The sequence below is a fragment of the Stenotrophomonas sp. MYb57 genome, from assembly GCF_002966815.1.
Lineage (GTDB): Bacteria > Pseudomonadota > Gammaproteobacteria > Xanthomonadales > Xanthomonadaceae > Stenotrophomonas > Stenotrophomonas indicatrix.
This window is the reverse complement of record NZ_CP023271.1, coordinates 2,815,612-2,836,314: the sequence shown is the minus strand read 5'-3', so window position 1 is coordinate 2,836,314 and position 20,703 is coordinate 2,815,612. Positions and strand designations below refer to the sequence as shown.

General features: G+C 67.4%; 16 protein-coding genes. 5 read left to right on the top strand and 11 right to left on the bottom strand.

The window, feature by feature from the left end; genetic code table 11:
• Window positions 1–50: 50 nt before the first annotated feature.
• From CLM74_RS12985 to CLM74_RS12960, 6 genes are all read right to left on the bottom strand, one after another.
• Window positions 51–3,161: an error-prone DNA polymerase gene (locus CLM74_RS12985; RefSeq protein ID WP_105164263.1), complete on the bottom strand. Its 3,111-nt coding sequence runs from the start codon at window positions 3,159–3,161 to the stop codon at window positions 51–53.
• 5 nt (window positions 3,162–3,166) lie between these two features.
• Entirely contained in the window at window positions 3,167–4,576 is a 1,410-nt protein-coding gene (locus CLM74_RS12980; RefSeq protein ID WP_033831382.1) for a DNA polymerase Y family protein, read from the bottom strand.
• Window positions 4,577–4,585: 9 nt separating this feature from the next.
• The gene (gene imuA, locus CLM74_RS12975) at window positions 4,586–5,200 is read right to left on the bottom strand and encodes a translesion DNA synthesis-associated protein ImuA (protein WP_033831381.1); all 615 of its coding nucleotides are present in this window, start codon (window positions 5,198–5,200) and stop codon (window positions 4,586–4,588) included.
• A gap of 286 nt (window positions 5,201–5,486) precedes the next feature.
• Window positions 5,487–6,494 carry a cyclase family protein gene (locus CLM74_RS12970; RefSeq protein ID WP_105164262.1) on the bottom strand — a complete coding sequence of 336 codons (1,008 nt, stop codon included), beginning with the start codon at window positions 6,492–6,494 and terminating at the stop codon, window positions 5,487–5,489.
• Window positions 6,495–6,528: 34 nt separating this feature from the next.
• Complete coding sequence (locus tag CLM74_RS12965) at window positions 6,529–7,179, bottom strand: DsbA family protein (RefSeq protein ID WP_032975254.1); 651 nt, start codon at window positions 7,177–7,179, stop codon at window positions 6,529–6,531.
• Window positions 7,180–7,271: 92 nt separating this feature from the next.
• Window positions 7,272–8,177 carry a LysR family transcriptional regulator gene (locus CLM74_RS12960; protein WP_059064466.1) on the bottom strand — a complete coding sequence of 302 codons (906 nt, stop codon included), beginning with the start codon at window positions 8,175–8,177 and terminating at the stop codon, window positions 7,272–7,274.
• Between the two features lie 178 nt (window positions 8,178–8,355).
• On the opposite strand from CLM74_RS12960, the gene CLM74_RS12955 reads away from it, so the two are divergent.
• Window positions 8,356–9,234, top strand: coding sequence for a sterol desaturase family protein (locus CLM74_RS12955; protein ID WP_234003360.1), 879 nt, complete (start codon window positions 8,356–8,358; stop codon window positions 9,232–9,234).
• Between the two features lie 8 nt (window positions 9,235–9,242).
• On the opposite strand, the gene CLM74_RS12950 is transcribed toward CLM74_RS12955, so the two are convergent.
• The gene (locus CLM74_RS12950; RefSeq protein ID WP_105164260.1) at window positions 9,243–9,947 is read right to left on the bottom strand and encodes an AraC family transcriptional regulator; all 705 of its coding nucleotides are present in this window, start codon (window positions 9,945–9,947) and stop codon (window positions 9,243–9,245) included.
• Between the two features lie 268 nt (window positions 9,948–10,215).
• Window positions 10,216–10,650, bottom strand: a complete 435-nt coding sequence (locus CLM74_RS12945; protein ID WP_025878496.1) for a glyoxalase/bleomycin resistance/dioxygenase family protein — start codon at window positions 10,648–10,650, stop codon at window positions 10,216–10,218.
• A gap of 336 nt (window positions 10,651–10,986) precedes the next feature.
• Between CLM74_RS12945 and CLM74_RS12940 the strand changes: the two genes are divergently transcribed.
• Window positions 10,987–13,782, top strand: a complete 2,796-nt coding sequence (locus tag CLM74_RS12940) for a glycoside hydrolase family 3 C-terminal domain-containing protein (protein ID WP_105164259.1) — start codon at window positions 10,987–10,989, stop codon at window positions 13,780–13,782.
• 147 nt (window positions 13,783–13,929) lie between these two features.
• On the opposite strand, the gene CLM74_RS12935 is transcribed toward CLM74_RS12940, so the two are convergent.
• Window positions 13,930–14,835 carry a LysR family transcriptional regulator gene (locus CLM74_RS12935; RefSeq protein WP_032975257.1) on the bottom strand — a complete coding sequence of 302 codons (906 nt, stop codon included), beginning with the start codon at window positions 14,833–14,835 and terminating at the stop codon, window positions 13,930–13,932.
• Window positions 14,836–14,939: 104 nt separating this feature from the next.
• Here CLM74_RS12935 and CLM74_RS12930 point away from each other — a divergent pair, with 104 nt between their 5' ends.
• The 3 genes from CLM74_RS12930 to CLM74_RS12920 all read left to right on the top strand — a co-directional run bounded on the left by CLM74_RS12930 (window position 14,940) and on the right by CLM74_RS12920 (window position 18,797).
• Window positions 14,940–16,298 (top strand): MFS transporter, encoded by a 1,359-nt coding sequence (locus CLM74_RS12930; RefSeq protein ID WP_105164258.1) that lies wholly within the window; start codon window positions 14,940–14,942, stop codon window positions 16,296–16,298.
• Window positions 16,298–16,684: a DUF4440 domain-containing protein gene (locus CLM74_RS12925; protein ID WP_105164257.1), complete on the top strand. Its 387-nt coding sequence runs from the start codon at window positions 16,298–16,300 to the stop codon at window positions 16,682–16,684. Before CLM74_RS12930 ends, CLM74_RS12925 begins: the two co-directional genes overlap by 1 nt.
• Window positions 16,685–16,886: 202 nt before the next feature.
• Window positions 16,887–18,797 carry a CocE/NonD family hydrolase gene (locus CLM74_RS12920; protein ID WP_025878501.1) on the top strand — a complete coding sequence of 637 codons (1,911 nt, stop codon included), beginning with the start codon at window positions 16,887–16,889 and terminating at the stop codon, window positions 18,795–18,797.
• A 407-nt stretch (window positions 18,798–19,204) separates the two neighbouring features.
• Here the strand turns inward: CLM74_RS12920 and CLM74_RS12915 are convergent, their stop codons facing one another.
• Window positions 19,205–20,158, bottom strand: a complete 954-nt coding sequence (locus CLM74_RS12915) for an AraC family transcriptional regulator (RefSeq protein ID WP_025878502.1) — start codon at window positions 20,156–20,158, stop codon at window positions 19,205–19,207.
• A 91-nt stretch (window positions 20,159–20,249) separates the two neighbouring features.
• Window positions 20,250–20,618 carry a hypothetical protein gene (locus CLM74_RS12910; RefSeq protein WP_158684148.1) on the bottom strand — a complete coding sequence of 123 codons (369 nt, stop codon included), beginning with the start codon at window positions 20,616–20,618 and terminating at the stop codon, window positions 20,250–20,252.
• Window positions 20,619–20,703 lie beyond the last annotated feature (85 nt).

Below are 20,703 nucleotides of genomic sequence, written 5' to 3'. Positions count from 1 at the left end.
AGCGGAATCCGGTCGGCCGTGGCCAGTTCGGTGTGTGACGGTGTGTATCGTCAATGGAAGTCGCGGCTGTGGCTGCGCAGTCCCTGCAGCAGTTCGTCCAGGCAGTGCATGCGCTGCACGATCACATGCTGCACGCCATCCACGCGTTCCAGCCGGCCGTCGATCTGCATCAGCTGCGTATCTACCAGGATGTGGTGCTGGCGGTCGGCCAGATGTCGCCAGACCACGGCGTTGACCATGCCGGTTTCATCTTCCAGGGTAAGGAAGGTGACGCCGCTGGCGGTCTGCGGGCGCTGGCGCATGCGTACCAGGCCGGCGATGCGTACGCGCCGGCCATGGCCGTGGTTGGCCAGCTGCGCGGCATCCAGGCAGCCACGGGTTCGCAGCTGCGCACGCAGGAACGACATCGGATGGCGGCCGAGGGTGGTGCCGGTGCTGCGGTAATCGGCCTGCATGTCTTCCCAGGCGCTGGGCAGGGGCAGGGCCACGCGCGCTTCGGCGGTGGCGCGGGCCTGGTCGAACAACGGCAGGCGGTTCTCCACGCCGGAGATATCCCAGCGTGCGCGGTGGCGATGGCCGCTGAGGCCGCGCAGGGCGCCGGCATCGGCGAGCAGGCCCTGCTGGCGGCGATCCAGTGCGGTGCGCTGGCAGAGATCGCCGACATCGTCGAAGGGGCGTCGTGCGCGTTCACGCATGATGATCTGCGCGGCCGGTTCGCTGCAGCCATCGACCAGGCGCAGGCCGAGCCGGATTGCCGCCGCGCCCTTGCTGAAGTCCAGTGTGCAATCCCAGTCGCTGTGGCGCACGTCCACCGGCAGTACCGTGATGCCATGCCGGCGCGCATCCTGCAGCAGCTGGTCGGGGCTGTAGAAGCCCAGTGGCTGGCTGTTGATCAGGCTGGCGGTGAATGCAGCCGGGTGGTGGCACTTCAGCCAGCAGCTGGCATAGGTGAGCAGGGCGAAGCTGGCCGCGTGGCTTTCCGGAAAACCGTAGTCGCCGAAGCCCTTGATCTGCTCGAACAGGTGCTCGCCATATTCCAGACTGAAGCCGTTTTTCAACATGCCCGTCAGCAGCTTTTCGCGGTGCGGTTCCAGGCCGCCACGACGCTTCCAGGCGGCCATCGAACGGCGCAGTGCATCGGCTTCGCCTGCGGTGTAGCCAGCCGCGTCCACCGCCAACTGCATGACCTGTTCCTGGAACAGTGGCACGCCCAGTGTGCGCGCGAATACGCGGTCGAGCTGGGGGGGATAGAGTGGGTTGTCCGGATCGTTCAACGCATCCGGGCCTTGTTCGCGCAGGATCCGCCGACGTTCCAGGTAGGGATGCACCATGTCGCCCTGGATCGGGCCAGGGCGCACGATCGCCACCTCGATCACCAGGTCATAGAAATTACGCGGCTGCATGCGTGGCAGCATCGCCATCTGCGCGCGCGACTCGATCTGGAACACGCCGATGGTGTCGGCGGCGCAGATCATGTCGTAGGTCGGCTTGTCATCGTCCTCGATTGCATCCATGCGTCCTTCGTGCAGGCCGTGCTGCTGCAGCATCGCCAGGCATTTGCGGATGGCGGTGAGCATGCCCAGGGCAAGGCAGTCGACCTTCATCAGGCCGGTGGCGTCCAGGTCGTCCTTGTCCCACTGGATGACGGTGCGGTCGGCCATCGCCGCGTTCTCCACCGGCACCAGCGTCGACAGCGGATGCTCGGAAATCACGAAGCCGCCCGGATGCTGCGACAGATGGCGCGGAAAATCGATCAGCTCGGCGGTCAATGCCAGCAACCGACGCATCAACGGTGTTTCCGGATCGAAGCCGCGCTCGCGCAGGGTTTCCGGCAACGGAATGTTGCCGCCCCAATGGTCCATCGCCGCGCCCAGCTCGTTGACCTGGTCCATCGGCAGGCCCAGCGCACGGGCGACATCGCGGATCGCGCTGCGGCCACGGTAGCTGATCGCCACCGCCGTCAACGCGGCACGCTCGCGGCCATAGCGGTTGAATACGTACTGCAGTACTTCCTCGCGGCGCTCGTGCTCGAAGTCGATGTCGATGTCCGGTGGTTCATCACGCTCGGCGGAGATGAAGCGCTCGAACAGCAGGTTGCTGCGCGCTGGGTCGATCTCGGTCACACCCAGCACGAAGCACACCGCTGAATTGGCGGCCGAGCCACGGCCCTGGCAGAGGATGTCCTGGCTGCGGGCGAAGCGCACGATGTCCTGCACGGTGAGGAAATAGGAGGCGTACTGCTTCTGCTTGATCAGTGCCAGTTCGTGCTCGATCTGCTTGCGCTGGGCTGGCTCGATGCCCTTTTTCCAACGCCAGGGAATGCCGCGCTCGACCAGCACGCGCAGCCAGCTGTCCGGGTCGTGGCCTTCGGGCACCAGTTCGCGCGGGTAGGTGTATTTCAGCTGGTCCAGGGAGAAGTGGCAGCGTTCGGCGATGCACAGGGTTTCTGCCAGCAGGTCGGGCGGATACAGCTGGGCCAGTGCAGTGCGCGGGCGCAGATGGCGCTCGCCGTTGGCAAACAGGCGCCAGCCAGCCTCGGCCACGCTGCAGCGGTGGCGGATCGCGGTCAGCGTGTCCTGCAAGGCACGACGCCGGCGCACGTGCATGTGCACATCGCCACTGGCGACCAGCGGCAACTGGTGGCGCTCGCCGAAGGCCTGCAGCTGCTGCAGCCGGCGCGTGTCGTCGTGTTCGTGGTGCAGCTCCACGGCCAGCCACAGACGCTGCGGAAAACAACGGCGCAGCAGTTCCAGTTCGGTGGCCGCCGGTTGCCGGTCCAGCCACAGGCACAGCAGGCCCTCGGGCAGTCCCAGCAGATCCTCGCGCAGGCAGCGGTATCCGCCCTTGGCTGCCCGCCGGCGACAGGTGGTGATCAGCTGGCACAGCCCGGCATAAGCGGCCTGGTTGGTGCACAGCAGGGCCAGCTTGGGCCCGTCTTCAACCTGGAATTCGGCACCGACGATCAGCGCCACGCCGTGCGTCTTCGCCGCCTGCCATGCGCGCACGATGCCAGCCAACGAGCATTCGTCGGTGATGGCCAATGCGCGGTAACCCTGGCCGGCAGCGCGTGCGAACAGTTCCTCGGCGGTGGATGCGCCACGCTGGAAGCTGAAGGCCGACAGGCAGTGCAGTTCGGCGTATCCGGGCAGATCGGTGTGCATGGGGCTCAACCGAACCAGCCGTGCAGCATCCACGGCGCATGCGGATCATTGCGCGTGCGGAAGGCCCAGCCCCGCTGGCCCTGCGCAGTTTCCACCACGTAATAGTCGCGGCGTGCATCGGCCTGGTCCCACCAGCCCGATTCGATCCGTTCCGGCCCGGCGACGATGCGCAGGCGCGGATCGCGCAGCGGCTGTGGCGTCTCCAGCAGCCAGCCGGGGCGCAGCGGCCACCAAGCGGGTGGCTTGGCCGGTGGCTGGGTGCCACTGGCGCGTTCGGGGCGGTGGTCGGCCTGCACGGCCAGTGGCTGCACGGCGTCATCGCCGAGGCGGGCACGCAGGCGCTCGCGCAGCTGGGTCCATGGCATCGCCTGCGCCGGGCGGGTATCGAACAGGTCACGTGCGGCCGGCACGAACGGCGGCAGCTGCTCGGCCTGCAGGCGCAACGCACGGCTGCCGGCGGGCAGGGCGAAGGCTTCCATGCGGTTGCGTGCGATCTCGAACAGCAGCGCCGCATCGCGTTCGGGGGCCAGCAGGCCGATGGTCAGCACGCTGGCCGGCAGCAGGTCATGCTCGAAGTGCAGATCGAAACGCTGCACGCCACCATCGCGCGAACACAGGAATGCGGCCAGATCCAGCAGCAGGCGCCGCAGCGGGAACAGCAGGGCCTGGCTGGATTCGATCTCGTATTCGAATTCGATGCGCGCATCGAACCGGTCCGGCGGCTGGTAATAGCGCAGCGGCGCGTTGCCCAAACCGCGCACGGCATCCAGCTGCTGCAGTACCTCGGGGGCGAAGCGGCGGGCCAGGCTTTCGCGCGGCAGGTCGAAGGCCGCCCCCAGCGTGCGCAGACCGGAGCGTGCCAGCACGGTCACCGCATCAACGGGCAGGCCACTACGCGCCAGCGGCAGCTGTGCCAGTGCGGCGGGCAGCTGCTGCGCATCGATGCCAAGGCCATCGTGCACATTGGCCAGCACGCGCGCGGCATGCGGGTTGGGGGCAGCGACCAGGCGATGGCGGAAGCCCAGGTCGTGCAGGCCGTTGCGCAGGCGTTGTTCGATCGTCAGCCAATCGCCGAACAGGGCACGGCTGGCACCGATCTCCAGCACCAGCGCATGCGGAAAATCGAGGCTGACCAGCGAGCTGGTGGCATACAGCCAGCTGGCCAGCAACTGCCGGGTGTGCTGTTCGGCGCTGGGATCGTAGTCATGCAGCTGCAGGTCCTGCACCAGCACCTGCGCGGCCGACAGCAACATGCCCGGGCGCAGCCCCGCTGCCCGCGCGGCAGGGCTGACCGCACGCAGCACACGACGCTGCGCCGGCCCCTGCAGCAGTACCAGTGGCCGCTGTGGATCGGGCTGCAGGCGCAGCACGCTGTCCAGCGCCAGCTGCGGCAACAACAGGCAGGCCCAGTGCATGGCGCGGCCTCAGTGGGCGATGGCCAGCGGCAACGGCTGCGCCGGTGGCAGCCCGCCGCGGCACTTCAGCACCCGCACCTGGCCATGGTCGAGCTGCAGGCGCAGGCTGGCCGGGGAGGGGTTGCGGGCGGCGCGGGCCTCGCGGAACACGAAACCCAGGCACTGGCCGCTGTCGGCGGCAACCTGCAGGCGGCGCAGGGCACGATCGTCGGCCTGCTGCGGCCAGCACAGCACGGCGGCGCAGGCGGCAGAGCGCAGGCACTGCTCGGCCGCCCACAGCGCCTGCTTCGGTGCGGCGTGGATGATCTGCAGCTGGGCCAGGTCGAGCCCGGCGGCGGCCCATGCCGGGGCGTGCGGGCGATGGGGTGGGGCGACCAGCACGATCGGCCGTGGGTGCTGGCTCAGCTTTGCCAGCGCCGGCCAGACCAGGGCCAGTTCACCGACTCCAGGTGCGGCCTGCAGTACTTCGCACAGCCCGCTGGCTGGCCAGCCACCGCCGGGCAGGCGCGCGTCCAGCGCCGGGTGGCCACTGGCCAGATGGTCGCTGGCCTGCCCCTGGCGTGCCGGCCCGCGCCAGACCTGGCGGCCGTCCAGCAGGCGGTCGAGGGCGACGACGGCGCCCATCAGCCGGTCCTCCGGGGGAGGCGCCGGGCTGGCGGGAAGCGGCAGAAGTGGGCGGAAACGGCAGGCATGGAGCGAGTATCGACAGGCCGATATCAGGGGCTGAGACCGGACATGCTACTCGGCTTGTGAGTAATATTACTAATGAAATCGGAGGGCGGGGTTTCAGCTTGCTGAAGGAAATAAAGCATCCACGCATGGCGTGGATCTGCTGGGGAACGGGGGCCTGGATGCGGGAAAAGCGGTGCCGGCCAAGGTCGGCACCGCCCACCCTGGCCCGGCTATCGGGTCACGGGCGGACCGGCAGGGCCACCGGGCGCAGTGGCGCGGCGTCGCCGCCGCGGATCTTCAGCGGGCCACCGATGAAGGCGAACTCGTAGACCTTGTCGCGCGCCAGTTCATCCAGCGCCACCAGCTCGATGATCGGCGCGCCCTGCTGCGCCAGCAGGTAGGTGTGCAGGGGCACGTAGTCGTCGGACACTTCGGAAGGGAAGGTCTCGAAGCTGAGGTTGTCGGCGCCGACGATCATCGCGCCGCTGTCCTCCACCAGGAAACGCGCCGCATCCAGGCCCATGCCCGGCGGGTTGGCCATGTAGGCCTTGGGCTGTTCGAACAGGCGCATGCGACCGGTGCGGATCAGTACGATGTCGCCCTGCTGCAGCTGCACGTGCTGGCGCGCCAGCGCATCCTTCAGGTCCTGGCGGGTGACGCGGTAGCTGTCCGGCAGCATGTCCATGCCCTTGGCGCCGGCCACGTCGATCAGTACGCCACGGGCGATCAGCGGCGGGAATTTCTCGATGCCGGTGACGTTCCAGCCGCGGTCGCCGAGGTGCTTGTCGGCCTTGAAGCCATTCCAGATCTTTCCATGGATGCCGAAGTGGTTCAGCGCATCGATGTGGGTGCCGGTGTGGCTGTACATCGAGAACGCGGTGCCGGTGTAGCTGCGGGTGAGGTTCATCGTCTCGCCTACGCCCATCGGGTCGTCCATCACCGTGCCGCGCGGGGTGTGGGTCATCCAGAACTGGTAGTGCGGGTCGCCGGCATCCTGCCAGCTGGGCATGCCGACGTAGTACTCGGTGGCCAGATCGTAGGCTCTGCCGCCGCTGACCCGCGACAGGATCGCTGCGCGTGAGGCCTCGGTGATCAGGTTGAGGCGGCCGATCTCGTCCTTCGGCCCCCAGGGGCTGGTGCCGACCTGCTGGCCGGAGGGAACGCGTTCGTGCGCGGACACGGCGGTGGAAGCCGCGGCGCCGGCCAACAGCAGGGCCAGGGCGGTGCCCAGGGTACGTGGGGTCATGGGAATCTCCTTGAAGGTGGGGGAACGGTGCGGCTCAGGCCGCGACCAGCGGCGCCAGGGCCTGGCGCAGTTGCGGCAGCGGCAGGGTCTGCAGGCGCAGGCCGTTGCCGGTGATGACGGTGGGGATGGAGCGGATGCCGAGTGCGGCAGCTTCAGCGCGGTCGGCCTGCACGCGCTGGCGCACCTCATCGCTGCGCATCCGGTCGGCGAAGACGCCACGCCGATGCCCCAGCTGTTCGGCGATGTCCAGCAGCACCTCGACGTCACCGATGTTTCGGTGCTGGTGCAGGTGCGCCCACTGCACGGCATCGAACATCGCGCCGTGTGCGGCGTTGCCGCCGAGCATGCCGGCGGCCTGGCAGGCCAGTGCACCCAGCCAACCGGAAGGGTATTCGAAGTCCTGTGCCCGCATGCCGTCGATATCGATGCGCGCGCTGTCGTCATGCGCGGCGCAGTCGGCCCAGTGGCGCAGGATGATGGCCTTGGCGCGCGGCATCGAGCCGAATACCTCGATCATCTGTTCGCGCGAGTCCTGCAGCACGAAGCTGCGGTGGCGGACCTGGATGCCGAGTTCGACCGAGACCTGCTGCAGGCGCGGGGCCAGCACGAAGCACCAGCCGCAGACCACGTCATGAAAGAAATCGACCACCGGTGCAGTGGTGGTCAGCGAAGGAGAGGCGATCATCGGCCTGCCGTCCGTGAGAGGGGAGGCGGCAGAGTAGGCAGTGGCGCCGGGCCGAAACAGCACGCGGCGGGCAGCTCAGTTTTCGCTGGCGGTTACGAATCCAACCCGGCGCAGGCGGGCAGTTCGGCGTGCAGGAAATCGATGAAGGCGCGCACCTTCGGTTGCAGGTGGCGCGCGGTGGGGTAGACCGCGTAGACGAACCGCGGCGGATAGCGATGGTCGGGCAGCACCTGCTGCAGTTCGCCGCTGGCCAGTGCCGGTGCGGCCAGGAACGAGGGCAGCGCACCGATACCGAGGCCGGCGACCAGCAGGTCACGCAGCAGCAGACTGTTGTTGGCGGTGACCCGTGTCGGCAGGGTCACCGTGACCTGGCCATCGGGGCCGAGCAGCGGCCAGCTGCCGGGTGAATCGGACAGGCTGTAGCCAAGCACGCTGTGCGCCTGCAGTTCTTCCACCACCTGCGGTGCCGGATGGTGCTGCAGATAGGACGGTGCCGCGCACAGCACCTGCTGCAGCGAAGCCAGGCGGCGTGCGACCAGCCGCGAATCTTCCAGTTCGGCGCGGATGCGCAGGGATACATCGAACCCTTCGCCAACCGCATCAAGCAGACGGTCTTCCATCACCAGGTCCAGTGCAAGCTGCGGATGCTGCTGCAGGAAGCGTGGCAGCAATGGCGACAGCGTGCTCAGTGCGAATGACTGCGGTGCATTGACCCGCAGGCGCCCGCTCACTTCACCGCGCTGTTCGGCGATGCCGCGCTCCAGCGCGTCCAGCTCATCGAGCAGGCGGCAGCATTCGCGGTAATAGGCATGGCCGGTTTCGGTCAGGCTCATGCGGCGGGTGGTCCGCTGCAGCAGCACTACGCCCAGGTGCGTTTCCAGCGTGCGCAGCTGCTTGCTCAACCCGGCTGGCGACAGGCCCAGGTCTTCGGCAGCACGGGCGAGGCTGCCGCGTTCGACGATGCGGCGGAAGGCGCGCATCAAGGTGAAGGAATCCATGCCGGTCCAGGCCGCGATGAGGTCGACATTGTAGATCCACGCCAGACGTGGATCGCCCACCAAGGTAGGCATTCAACGTGAGCGGACGCGGGGTTGCGCTGTTTGTTCAAGCCTGTAGCCCGCATGCCGCGCCAGCATGCAGGCCCCTCACTGTTCAGAGCCAGCCATGAAGCACTGGATGCTCCGCCTGTATGCCCCGTTGTTCCTGCTGGGTTTTGTTGCCGCCGCCATCACCTGGGTCGGCCACTCCCACGGTGACCCGCTGTGGCTGCTTGCCTTGCTGGCTGTCGCCATCGCGGTGTCGTTCGCTGCCGAGCTGCTGTGGCCTTACGATCCGGCGTTCAACCACGACCAGGGTGACCGCCTGCGCGACGTCCTGCATGCGCTGGTCAATGAAAGCCTGAACCTGCTGTCGATCGCCACGGTGCCGATGCTGGCGGCAATCGTGCCCTGGCACGTCTGGCCGACGCAGTGGCCATTCGCGCTGCAGGTGCTGGTGGCGATCATCGCCGCTGACCTTGGCATCACCCTGGTGCACTACGCCAGCCATCGCATCGGCTGGTTGTGGCGGCTGCATGCGGTGCATCACAGCGTGACCCGCATGTATGGCTTCAATGGTTTGATGAAACACCCACTGCACCAGGCCGCCGAAGCGGTGGGCGGCGTACTGCCGCTGCTGCTGTTGGGCATGCCGATGCCGGTGGCCGCAGTGCTGGCGTTCGCCATCGCGATCCAGCTGCTGCTGCAGCATTCCAACGTGGACATGCGCCCGGGTGTGTTGGGCCGGATGATGGCATGGGCACCGCTGCACCGCTTCCACCACATCCGCTATGGCACTGCAGGTGATGTCAATTTCGGTTTGTTCTTCACCGTGTGGGACCACCTGCTGGGGACCGCGTTTGATGCACCGGGCTATCGGTTGCGGCAGCGTGATCTGGGCATCGGCAGCCAGCCGGACTATCCGCAGGCGTATTCCGCACAACTGCTGGCCCCCTTCCGCGCGCTGCCCCATGGCGAGGTGCCGGAACTTCCGGAAGGACTGCGCAGGCGCGGGTGATCGATGCGTCAGGCCGCGTGCAGCTGCAGGCCCTGCAGTTGCGCGGCACCGATGCCGAACATGCGGCGCAGGCTGCGCGAGAGGTGGGGAAGATCGGCGAAACCGGCGGCATGCGCGCTGTCGGTCAGGCTGTGCCCGCGCAGATGATGCGCCAGCGCACTGCGCAGCCGTTGCCACAGCACCCAACCGCGCAGGGTCACTGCCAGCTCGGACTGGAAGCGCCGATGCAGCTGGCTGGTCGACAGATGCGCGGCCTCGGCGATATCGGCGGCCGGCACCGGGCCGGGCAGGTGCTGGGTGATGCGGGCCAGCGCCGCCTGCACACGGCGGTCCAGGGGCTGTGGGCGGCTCAGTCGCGGCAGCCACTCGTGCAGCTGCGCAGCATTGCCGGGCAACGACTGCAGATGCTGCTGGATCTGTTCGAGGTCGGCATGTGCCGGTTCGAGGAACACCGTGCAGCCGTCAGCGGGCGCCGACAGGATCGCGTGCGATTGGAAGGAGCGCAGCCACAGCCGTTGGCCCTGCTGCTGCACGCCATCGATCTCGACCTGCCAAGGGTCGCCGTCGCTCAGCAGCAGCTGATGGGCGTAGTGCGCATGCGCGGCGCTGTCACCGGCGTGGCCCTGCAGCACGGCCACGTGTGCATCCAGCAGCAGGGTGCCATTCCAGGGTAGAGCGGAGGAGGACATGGAGGAATTGTAGATCCACGCCATGCGTGGATGACGTATGCCGCAAAGGTTCATGGGAAAAACATCCACGCATGGCGTGGATCTACTGCGCGCCGGAAATCTGTCGAAGGCGGGGTGGGTCCGGTTGCGGGGGCGTGAGCGCCATGGATGGCGCGACCGAGCCTCCATGGATGGATTCACGGCGTCCCCCGCAACCGGACCCACCCCGCCTACCCATAGGAGCCCAGCTTTTGCTTCTGCTGTTGCATTGGCCGTTGCCTCTACGGGTGCCGGGCGCAGCCCGGCCGCCACCTCACCGCCCCTGCGGGTCCGGCCGGTGGTGCACGTACTCGACCACGGTGCCATCGGGATGCACCGCATTGAACGCCGCACCGGTCGGTACCACCTGCAGCGGAAAGATGATCTCGGCGCCGGCGGCCACCAGCTTGTCGTGATAAGGCCGAACGTCGTCGACCAGCAACGTGCCCGTGGTCGACGTGAACGGCGCCAGCGCCTCGTCGCAGCCTTCGATCAGCAGGAACGCACCGACCATCGCCAGCCGCAGGCCCGCATCGGGAAACGGAAAGCCGGCATCGGCGACCACACCCTGCAGCTGCTCGTAGAAGGCCACGCTGCGTTCCAGTTCGCCGGGGGCGACGAACACCCGGATCAACACGCGCGGGCTGCGCTGGCTGGAGGTGTCACAGCGGTCGCGCCAGAGATGGTCGAAGTCGCGATGTACGGTCATGGGCTCGAATCGTCGCCGGGGAGAACCATTATCGGCAGCGCCGTGCAGCCCGTTGATGACCGCCGGTGATGGGCTGATAACCAGTCCGCACATCGCGCCTGTGACTTAGGTCCTGTTGACAGCGATGAACGCCCTCGCACACTCTTCACATGATGGGTCGCCCTGCGCGGCCCGGACAGGCAGGTTGTCACGCACGGGAGGAGGGTCCCGCGCGCAGACCGGCCCGTCCTCTGGCCTGCAAGGCGTTGCCCGGCAACGCATGCGCGGCATGACGCTGCACCCTTCGGCGGCACTTTCCCTGGACCGATTGCCTTGGCAACGGAATTACGCCCGCCGATGAAAACGTTTACAAAGCCGCTCGCCCTGTCCCTGGCCCTGTCTGCCGCACTGGCCACCCCGGCCTGGGCCGACTCCGCCGCCTTCACCGTGCTGACCCTGGAACAGGCGCCGACCGCGGACGCGATGCCGGCCCTGGCTGCCCAGTTGAAGACCCTGCAGGTGGATGCGGTCAGCGTTCGCCAGGTACAGCGCGGCATCGGCCAGGTCGATCCGCTGCAGCTGCTGGCCGATGGCCTGGGCTACCAGTACCGCTTCATCGCCGCCGGCAAGGATGACGGCCAGACCCAGCACGGCCAGGCCGTGTTGACCCGGCTGCCGATCGCCGCCGAATCCGGCCCCGACCAGCCGGGCCTGAACTACCTGCGCCTGGATGACGGCCGCCATGCAGTGGCGGTGTACACCGACGCTGGCGCCGGTGCTTCGCAGTTGCCGGCACTGGTGTCGCGTTCGCGACTGGGCGCGCCGGCGGTGCTGCTCGGCGCGGTGGCCGGTGAATCGGCCAAAGCGGCCGGCTTCGATCCGGCACGCGTGGCCCTGGAGGCCGATGCCAGCTATTTCAGCGATGGCTTCCAGGCCGCCAGCAGTGCGCCGTTCAAGGTTGAAGGCAGCGCGCTGCGTGCAACCCTGCTGACCCTGGCCTATGCGGCTGACAAGGGCGGCGAGCAGCCGTGGATGGATACCACGCTCACCGCCGATGCGCGCGCTGCGCTGCTGCTGAAGGCGATGACCGAGGACGAGAAGTTCCAGATGCTGCACAGCTACTTCGGGCTGGGCAAGGACGGTGGCAAGCTGCCGGAAGGTGCGGTGGGTTCGGCCGGTTTCGTGCCGGGCGTAGCGCGCTTGGGCATTCCGTCGCAGCAGTCGGCCGACGCCGGCGTGGGCGTGACCAATCCCGGTGGCATCCGCCCGGGTGATTTCGCCACCGCCATGCCGTCGGGCCCGTCCACGGCGTCCACCTGGAACCGCGGTGTTGCCTTTGCCGGTGGCGCGACGATGGGTCGCGAAGCCTGGCAGCAGCGCTTCAACATCCTGCTGTCCGGCAGCGTCAACCTGCAGCGTGACCCGCGCAACGGCCGCAACTTCGAATATGCTGGTGAAGACCCGCTGCTGGCCGGTTCGATGGTCGGCGCAGTGATCCAGGGCGTGCAGAGCCAGCACGTGATCTCGTCGATGAAGCACTTCGCGCTGAACGACATGGAGACCCGCCGCAACTTCCACGACGTGCGCATTGGCGAGCAGGCCATGCACGAGTCGGATCTGCTGGCGTTCGAGATCGCGCTGGAAGCCGGACGCCCGGGCGTGGCGATGTGCTCGTACAACAAGATCAACGGTACCTACGGCTGCGAAAACGGCTACCTGATGAACCAGGTGCTGAAGCAGGAGTGGAAATTCCCCGGTTTCGTGATGTCCGACTGGGGCGGCGTGCACAGCGGTTCGAAGGCGGCGCTGGCCGGCCTGGACCAGCAGTCCGCCGGTGAAGTGTTCGATGCGGCGGTGTTCTTCGATGAGCCGCTGCGCCTGGCCGTGCACGGCGGCGTGGTACCGCAGGCGCGCCTGAACGACATGGTCGCGCGCATCCTGCGCACGATGTTCCTGCACGGCAACTTCGACAACCCGCCGCAGCACCAGAAGGTCGACGCCGAAGCCGGTTTCGCCGTGGCCCAGCGCACGGTGGAAGAAGGCAGCGTGCTGCTGCGCAATGAAGGCAGCCTGCTGCCGCTGGCCGACAGCGCCAAGCGCATCGTCATCATCGGTGGCCATGCCGACAAGGGCGTGATCGGTGGCGGTGGTTCGTCGATGGTGGGCGTCACGGCCAAGGGCACCAACGCGGTGCCGGGCGTGCTGCCGACCACCTGGCCGGGCCCGGTGATATTCCATCCGTCCTCGCCGTTGGAATCGCTGCGTGCCGCGCGTCCGGACGCCACCATCACCTATGTGGACGGCACCAATGCCGCCGCTGCGGCCAAGGCTGCTGCACAGGCGGATGTGGCCATCGTGTTCGCCACCCAGTGGGCGGCCGAATCGGTGGACCTGCCGGACATGCAGCTGCCGGACAACCAGGATGGGTTGATTTCGGCGGTGGCCAAGGCCAACCCGAAGACCGTGCTGGTGCTGGAAACCAACGGTCCGGTGCGTACGCCGTGGCTGGCGCAGGTGCCGGCGGTGCTGCAGGCCTGGTACCCGGGTATCCGTGGCGGTGAAGGCATTGCCGCACTGCTGACCGGCCAGGCCAATCCGTCCGGCCGCCTGCCGGTGACCTGGGTGGTGGACGAATCGCAGCTGCCGCGCCCGCACATCGATGGCCTTGGCTTCAAGCCGGCCAAGCCGTTCGGCGATGTGTTCGATTTCGATATCGAAGGCGCCAACGTCGGCTACAAGTGGATGGCGGCCAAGGGCCTGACCCCGACCTTCGCCTTCGGCCACGGCCTGTCCTACACCTCGTTCGCCTATGAAAACCTGAAGGTGAGCGTGGAGGGTTCGCGCCTGGTTGCCAGCGTCGACATCCGCAACACCGGCAAGCGTGCCGGTGCCGACGTCGCCCAGCTGTACCTGAAGCTGCCGGCCGGCAGCGCCACGCCGATCCGCCTGATCGGCTACGACAAGGTCGAGCTGCAGCCGGGCGAACAGCGCCGCATCCGCATCGAAGCCGAGCCGAAGACCCTGGCGCATTACGATGCGCAGGCACGCCAGTGGAAGATCGCCGGCGGCACCTACCAGGTGCAGTTGTCGCGCAACGCCGCCGAGCCGCTGCAGAAGGTGGACGTGCAGCTGGTGGAGCAGGTGCTGCGCTGATCCGCTGCGGTACTGATGGTTGAAGACACGGCCCCGCAAGGGGCCGTGTCTGTTTACGGGGTGCCGCTGCGCTCGCCGGGCATGGCCCGGCGCTACCCGATTACGGGCATCCCGGTAGCGCCGGGCCATGCCCGGCGGGCGAAGGATTCAGCTGGCGTCGTCACCAAACCACCCGCGCAGGAAATCGATCAGCTGCCGCACCTTCGGCGAGGGCTGGCTGCTGTGCGGGTACACCGCGTACACGCTCTGCTGCGGGAAACGATGCTGGCGCAGCACCGGCCGCAGGCGGTCGTGGGCGAGATCGTCCTCGATCAGCCAGCGTGGCAGCACGGTCACTCCTGCACCGGCCACGGCGAACGCGCGCAGGCTGCTGGCCCCATCCACGCGTATCACCGCGTTGCCCGGATTGGTGGCGAACAATGCATCGCTGCCATCCGGCGCGACCACCGGCACATCGGCCAGGCGCGGATAGCCGAGGCGGGGCAGGGTGCCCAGCAGCACCGGATCATCCACCGCCTCGGCGGACCCCAGGCGCGCCAGCAATGCCGGAGCGGCGACCGCGCACAGCGGGTGACGTTCCAGCTCGGTGGCATGCAGTTGCGAATCGGGCAGGCGGCCGAGGCGGATCGCCAGGTCGAAGCGCTCGGGAATCAGGTCGGCCGGGGCTGGCGAGGTCGATAGATGCAGCGCCAGCGCTGGATGCTGCGCGCGGAAGGCTTCCAGTGCTGGAATCAGCCGCAGCTGCGCGTACTCCGGGGTGGTGGTCAGGCGCAGTACGCCCTGCAGTTGATGCTGGTCGCGGCGCGCGGCATCGATGGCTGCCTGCGCGGCATCCAGTGCCTGCACGCAGTGCTGCAGGAACTGTTCGCCGGCCTCGGTCAGCGCCAGGTGGCGGGTACTGCGCAGCAGCAGGGTTACCCCCAGCTCCTGCTCCAGCCGCTTCAGGTTGAAGCTGACCACGGCCCGGCTCAGGCCCAGGCGCTCGGCGGCGGCGGTCAGGCTGCCGGCCTCGACCACGGCACGGAAGATATCGAAGCGATCGAGGCTGACCATGGTGGCTGATTGTCAAAACAGGTTTGACAGTGTTGCAGCTGCCGTCGTGTTTTTCCAACAACGCTGGTCCGCGATGCTGTCGCCTTCGCTGCTGGAGCCTGCTGATGCCTTCCCCACGCCTGCGCCATGAGGCGATCTTCCTGCTAGTGTTCGCGCTGGACCTGGTCAACATGTTCATCGCCACCGTGGCCTACCCGGCGCTGGCGGCCGAGCTGCATGCGGACATCGGCACCCTGGCCTGGGTAGGCACGGCTTACATGCTGGGCCTGAGCGTGGTGATTCCGCTGGCCCCGTGGCTGGCCGCGCGCTGCGGCGAGCGTCGCCTGCTGCTGGCTGCCTTGTTGCTGTTCGCGGTGGCTGCGGGCCTGGCCGGCGCCGCGCCGTCCATCGGCTGGCTGCTGGGCTGGCGGCTGCTGCAGGGGTTGGCTGGCGGGCTGCTGATTCCGGTGGCGCAGGCGGCGGCGTACCGGCAGTGCACGCCTGAGCAACGCGGTGCGCTGACCCGGCGCATCCTGCTGGTGGCGTTGCTGGTGCCGGCGCTTGCACCGGCTCTTGGCGGCCTGCTGGTGCAGTGGCTGTCCTGGCGCGGCGTGCTGTGGGCCAGCCTGCCGCTGGCGGTGCTGGCGATCGCCCTGGTGCTGGCGTGGATGCCGGCCGATGGCCTGCGCAGTGCGCCACGCCTGCAGGGCTATGCACTGGCCACCGCCATGTCTGCGCTGGGCGCGCTGCTGCTGGCATTGACCTGGCTGGGTGAGCCCGGCCATCGCTTCGCCGGCGCAGGGTTGCTGCTGCTGGCAGCAGTGCTGGCCGTCGCCCACCTGCGTAATGCACGCCGGCAGCCGCAGCCGCTGCTGCGCTGGTCGCTGCTGTCCCATCGAGGCCTGCGCATGGCGATGCTGGTCTATCTGGCGGTGCCGGGTGTGTTCATCGGCAGCCAGCTGGCCAGTACCCTGCAGTTGAACCACGCCGGTTACAGCGCCGCGCAGATCGGCGCCTTGATGTTGCCGTGGGCGCTGGCCTCGGCACTGGCAATCACCGGCAGCCGACGCTTGCTGGCGCGCTTCGGGCCGGGCTCGGTGCTGCGGCTGGGCATGGTCCTGCAGGCCAGCGGTCTGCTGCTGATGGCGCTGCAATCGCAGCCCCCCTTCACGCTGGCCGCAACGCTGTTCGCCCTGATGGGCGCTGGCGGCAGCCTGTGCAGCAGCACCGCGCAGACGTTGGCGTTCCATGGTGTGGACGCCGAGGCGCTGGGCGATGCCAGTGCGCTGTGGAACCTCAACCGCCAGCTCAGCTTCTGCCTGGGTACCGCCGCCATTGCTCTGCTGCTGGCCTTGGCCACGCAGTGGTGGCCGGCGCATGCCACCGGCGTGGCGCTGGGCCTGGCGGCCGTACTCACCCTGTTGCCGCTGGCGCTGCTGCGCCGGTCGCAGCTGCATTCCCTTGCCACTCCGGAGACTGCTTGATGGACATGACCGCCGAACACGAAATCCACCTGCTGCACGACAAGCTGCAGGCCTGGTTCCGCGCAGAGATCGAGGCCGATGCACTGGCTGATCTGATGGAACATTTCTGCGCGGACTTCAGCATGGTCGGCATCTCCGGTCGCAGGTTGGACCGCGCCGCCGTGCAGGCGCTGTTCGTGGGCGGACACGGCGCCCGGCCGGGACTGCGGATCGCCATCGAGGCCGTGCAGGCGGTGGAAGCGCCGTCGCCGCTGGCGGTGCTGCGTTATCGCGAAGGGCATGCCGTGGGTGGGGAAGAAACCGAATGGCGGGAATCGCTGGCAGTGCTGCGGCAGGAAGGAGGGCGCTGGCGCTGGTTGGCCCTGCATGAAGTACCGGTGGCGTGACGGATCCGCCGGGCATGGCCCGGCGCTACCGTGGTTGGCCGTGAACGGGTAGCACCGGGCCATGCCCGGTGAGCGCGGCGGCAGCAGACCGCACATGTGCCATCAGTCCTGCCTGTAAACGCCGCAGAATGCAAAGCAGGCACACGCTTTGCCGGGGGCTACGGGAGTAGGCTGGGGCCTTTCCTGCCGGGAGGTGATGTCCATGCGTGTGCGTGCCGTTGCTGTTGCCGTAGCCCTGAGCCTGTCCAGCGCCGTGCTGGCCGCCGACACGCCGCCGATGACCCCGGACATCAGCGGAAAACCCTTCGTCGCCCCCGATGTGGGCCGCGACTACGACAAGCGCGTGGTGATGGTGCCGATGCGTGATGGCACCAAGCTGTACACGGTGATCGTGGTGCCCAAGGGTGCCCACAATGCACCGATCCTGCTGACCCGCACACCGTACGACGCCGCGGGCCGCGCCAGCCGCAGCGATTCGCCGCGCATGCGCGATCTGCTGCCGCAGGGCGATGAAGTGTTCGTCGATGGCGGCTACATCCGCGTGTTCCAGGACATCCGTGGCAAGTACGGCTCCGAAGGCGATTACGTGATGACGCGGCCGCTGCGTGGGCCACTGAACGGTACCAAGGTCGATCATTCCACCGACGCGTGGGACACCATCGATTGGCTGGTCAAGCATGTGCCGGAGACCAACGGCAAGGTCGGCATGCTCGGCTCGTCGTACGAAGGCTTCACCGTGGTGATGGCGCTGACCGATCCGCACCCTGCACTGAAGGTGGCCGCGCCGCAGAGCCCGATGGTCGATGGCTGGATGGGTGACGACTGGCTCAACTACGGCGCTTTCCGCCAGGTCAATTTCAACTACTTCGCGATGCAGACCGAGAAGCGTGGCAAGGGCACGCCGCTGCCGTCGCTGGGCTACGACGATTACAGCACTTTCCTGCGCATCGGCTCGGCCGGTGACTACGCGCGCTTTACCGGCGTGGACCAGCTGACCTGGTGGAAAAAGCTGGTACAGCACCCCGCATACGATGCGTTCTGGCAGGGCCAGGCGCTGGATGCGGTGATGGCGAAGACGCCGCTGAAGGTGCCGACCATGTGGCTGCAGGGCCTGTGGGACCAGGAAGACATGTGGGGTGCCAACCACGCCTACCAGGCGATGGAAGGGCGCGACACCGGCAACACCCACAACTACCTGGTGATGGGCCCGTGGCGGCACAGCCAGGTGAACTATGACGGCAGCCAGCTTGGGGCGCTGAAATTCGATGGCGATACCGCGCTGCAGTTCCGCCGCGACGTGCTCAAGCCGTTCTTCGACCAGTATCTGGTGGATGGCGCGCCGAAGGCCGATACGCCACCAGTGCTGGTCTACAACACCGGTGAAAACCATTGGGACCGCCTGCAGGGCTGGCCGCGCAGCTGCGAGAAGGCGTGCGCGGCAAACAGCAAGCCGCTGTACCTGCGTGCCGGTGGCAAGCTGGCGTTCCAGGCGCCGGCGGCGGGCGAGGGCGACTTCGAGGAATACGTGTCTGATCCGTCCAAGCCGGTGCCGTTCGTGCCGCGTCCGGTGCGCTTTGGCGACCGCGACATGTGGACCACCTGGCTGGTCAAGGATCAGCGCTTCGTCGATGGCCGCCCCGACGTGCTGACCTTCATCACCGAGCCGTTGACCGCACCGCTGCGCATCGGAGGTACGCCGGTGGTGAACCTGCAGGCGTCCACCAGTGGCACCGACAGCGACTGGGTGGTGAAGCTGATCGACGTGTATCCCGACCAGGAAGCATCGACACCGGAGATGGGCGGCTATGAGCTGCCGGTGTCGCTGGCGATCTTCCGTGGCCGCTACCGCGAGAGCTTCAGCGACCCCAAGGCATTGGCGGCCAACCAGGTGCTGCCGTACCGTTTCGACCTGCCCAATGCCAACCACACCTTCCAGAAGGGCCACCGGGTGATGGTGCAGGTGCAGTCCAGCCTGTTCCCGCTGTACGACCGCAACCCACAGACCTACGTGCCGAACATCTACCTGGCCAAGCCGGGTGACTACCAGAAGGCGACGCAGCGGGTATGGCACAGCGCCGCGCAGGCCAGTTACATCGAACTGCCGGTGTACTGAGACAGAGGGGATGACGCCGGGCACGGCCCGGCGCTACCCCGGTCGCGCGATGTCGGTTGCGCTGGGTGTGGTAGTGCCGGCCGCTGGCCGGCAACGCGATGGTGCGAAAGCGTGAACAGATCGCTTGCAGGACCGACGGGGTAGTGCCGGCCGCTGGCCGGCAACGCGGTGGTGCGAAAGCGTGTCGACCAAGGTCGACACCTACCGGAACAGATCGCCTGCAGGACTGATGGGGTATTGCCGGCCGCTGGCCGGCAACCCGGTGGCGCGAAAGCGTGTCGACCAAGGTCGACACCTACCGGACAGATCGCTTGCAGGACCGAGGGGGTAGTGCCGGCCGCTGGCCGGCAACGCGGTGGCGCGAAAGCGTGTCGACCAAGGTCGACACCAGCCCGGGCAGATGCGCTTCAACCAACCTTCGAAGGGCCGGTGCGCCAGCGGCTGGGCACCAGCCCGAAGCGCTTGCGGAATGCGGCAGCGAAGTTGCTGGGATGCCGATAGCCGGTTTCCGCAGCCGCCTGTTCCACGCTCCAGCCGGATTCGCGAAGGCCCTGCTCGGCATGTCGCATGCGTTGTTCGTGCAGGTAGTCGAACACCGAGCAGCCATACGCCTGGACGAAGTGCCGGCGCAGTGCGCTGGGGCTCATGCAGGCCAGTTGGGCAAGTTCCAGCAGGCTGTGCGCATGGCCAGGGTCGTCGTGCAGGAACGTCCGTACGCGTTCCAGCCGCGCCCGCTGGCCACTGCGCAGCGCACGCGCACCTTCGGCGTGCAGATCATCGGCCTGCAGGCCGGTGGACAGCAACTGCAGGGCAATGCCCTCGCGCCACAGCGCGTCCAGGCCGTCCTGCCAGGGGCTGTCGAACAGCTGCGCGAGAGGCGGCAGCATCGCGTGCGGAATCGCCCAGTGCCTGCATTCCATGTGTGAACCCAATGCCCGCTGCAATTGCGGTTGCCGCAGCAGGTCCGGGTCCAGATCGGCTGGCACCATCAGGCTGATGCCACGCAGGCGCATATTGCCGGGATGGACGCCGACCATTGCCACATGGTCGCGGTGGCTGGTGGTCACTGCGGTGCCTGCGCGCAGGCTGAAGTCACTGCGGTTGGGAACCTGCACGTCGACCTGGCCCTGCAGCATCACGCGGATGACCAGGCCGGGCCGTTCGTGCGCTGTGGCGGTGTAGGCGATGCGGTTGTGCACATCCGATGCGAGCAGGCTCATGCCGCCGCGCAGGGTCTGTTCGTGCAGGTCGCCGTGACCGGCCCACTGTTCTTCGCGCAGGTGGCTTGGATCGGCACGGTAGTCATAGCCGTGTCGCTGGCCAAAACGGCGGTAATCGGCAAACGTGAAATATCGGGACATCGCTCGGCGCTCAACCATGGATGATGGGTGCCGGCGACGATGTGCCCGCACGTTCCATCGTGCACCTGCAGCGCGGATCGGTCCTGCGCTTTCAGAGTTGGAAATAGATTCCTGTCATTTTCTCCAATGCCAGCCCGAATGCGATATCCAACGGGTCAATCGATTGGCATTTACGGCCAAGTTGAAGATCGCGCAGCAATGCGCGTGCGTACTGTAACTGCTCGGGACGGGTGATCGATTCGTCTTCGTAGTGGTCAAAGAGCAGGCCGAACCGCGTATTGAGGGTAGTGAGGAAGCCGCTGTCGAACAGCAGATCGACCGTGGCATCGCTGAGCATCACTTCGTACAGATCGCCAGGCAGGAATCGGTATCCAGCCGCCGTTCGGCATCGGCAGAAAGTGGAACGCAGGCTGTACGCATGGGAGCTCAGGTGGCGGGCATGCGCGCAAGTATCACGCATGCAGCGCTTTCGTCACGAAGAAGGGCGTAGTGTCGGTGAGGTCGGACGGTTCTGTCCGCATCGATTTCCCAACAGATGGAGACCA

Bases quoted from the DNA above. Each gene is read 5' to 3' on its own strand.
- CLM74_RS12985 (WP_105164263.1), bottom strand. From the start codon at position 3,161: ATGCACACCGATCTGCCCGGATACGCCGAACTGCACTGCCTGTCGGCC.
- CLM74_RS12980 (WP_033831382.1), bottom strand. From the start codon at position 4,576: ATGCACTGGGCCTGCCTGTTGTTGCCGCAGCTGGCGCTGGACAGCGTG.
- imuA (WP_033831381.1), bottom strand. From the start codon at position 5,200: ATGGGCGCCGTCGTCGCCCTCGACCGCCTGCTGGACGGCCGCCAGGTC.
- CLM74_RS12970 (WP_105164262.1), bottom strand. From the start codon at position 6,494: ATGACCCCACGTACCCTGGGCACCGCCCTGGCCCTGCTGTTGGCCGGC.
- CLM74_RS12965 (WP_032975254.1), bottom strand. From the start codon at position 7,179: ATGATCGCCTCTCCTTCGCTGACCACCACTGCACCGGTGGTCGATTTC.
- CLM74_RS12960 (WP_059064466.1), bottom strand. From the start codon at position 8,177: ATGGATTCCTTCACCTTGATGCGCGCCTTCCGCCGCATCGTCGAACGC.
- CLM74_RS12955 (WP_234003360.1), top strand. From the start codon at position 8,356: ATGCTCCGCCTGTATGCCCCGTTGTTCCTGCTGGGTTTTGTTGCCGCC.
- CLM74_RS12950 (WP_105164260.1), bottom strand. From the start codon at position 9,947: ATGGCGTGGATCTACAATTCCTCCATGTCCTCCTCCGCTCTACCCTGG.
- CLM74_RS12945 (WP_025878496.1), bottom strand. From the start codon at position 10,650: ATGACCGTACATCGCGACTTCGACCATCTCTGGCGCGACCGCTGTGAC.
- CLM74_RS12940 (WP_105164259.1), top strand. From the start codon at position 10,987: ATGAAAACGTTTACAAAGCCGCTCGCCCTGTCCCTGGCCCTGTCTGCC.
- CLM74_RS12935 (WP_032975257.1), bottom strand. From the start codon at position 14,835: ATGGTCAGCCTCGATCGCTTCGATATCTTCCGTGCCGTGGTCGAGGCC.
- CLM74_RS12930 (WP_105164258.1), top strand. From the start codon at position 14,940: ATGCCTTCCCCACGCCTGCGCCATGAGGCGATCTTCCTGCTAGTGTTC.
- CLM74_RS12925 (WP_105164257.1), top strand. From the start codon at position 16,298: ATGGACATGACCGCCGAACACGAAATCCACCTGCTGCACGACAAGCTG.
- CLM74_RS12920 (WP_025878501.1), top strand. From the start codon at position 16,887: ATGCGTGTGCGTGCCGTTGCTGTTGCCGTAGCCCTGAGCCTGTCCAGC.
- CLM74_RS12915 (WP_025878502.1), bottom strand. From the start codon at position 20,158: ATGTCCCGATATTTCACGTTTGCCGATTACCGCCGTTTTGGCCAGCGA.
- CLM74_RS12910 (WP_158684148.1), bottom strand. From the start codon at position 20,618: ATGCGTGATACTTGCGCGCATGCCCGCCACCTGAGCTCCCATGCGTAC.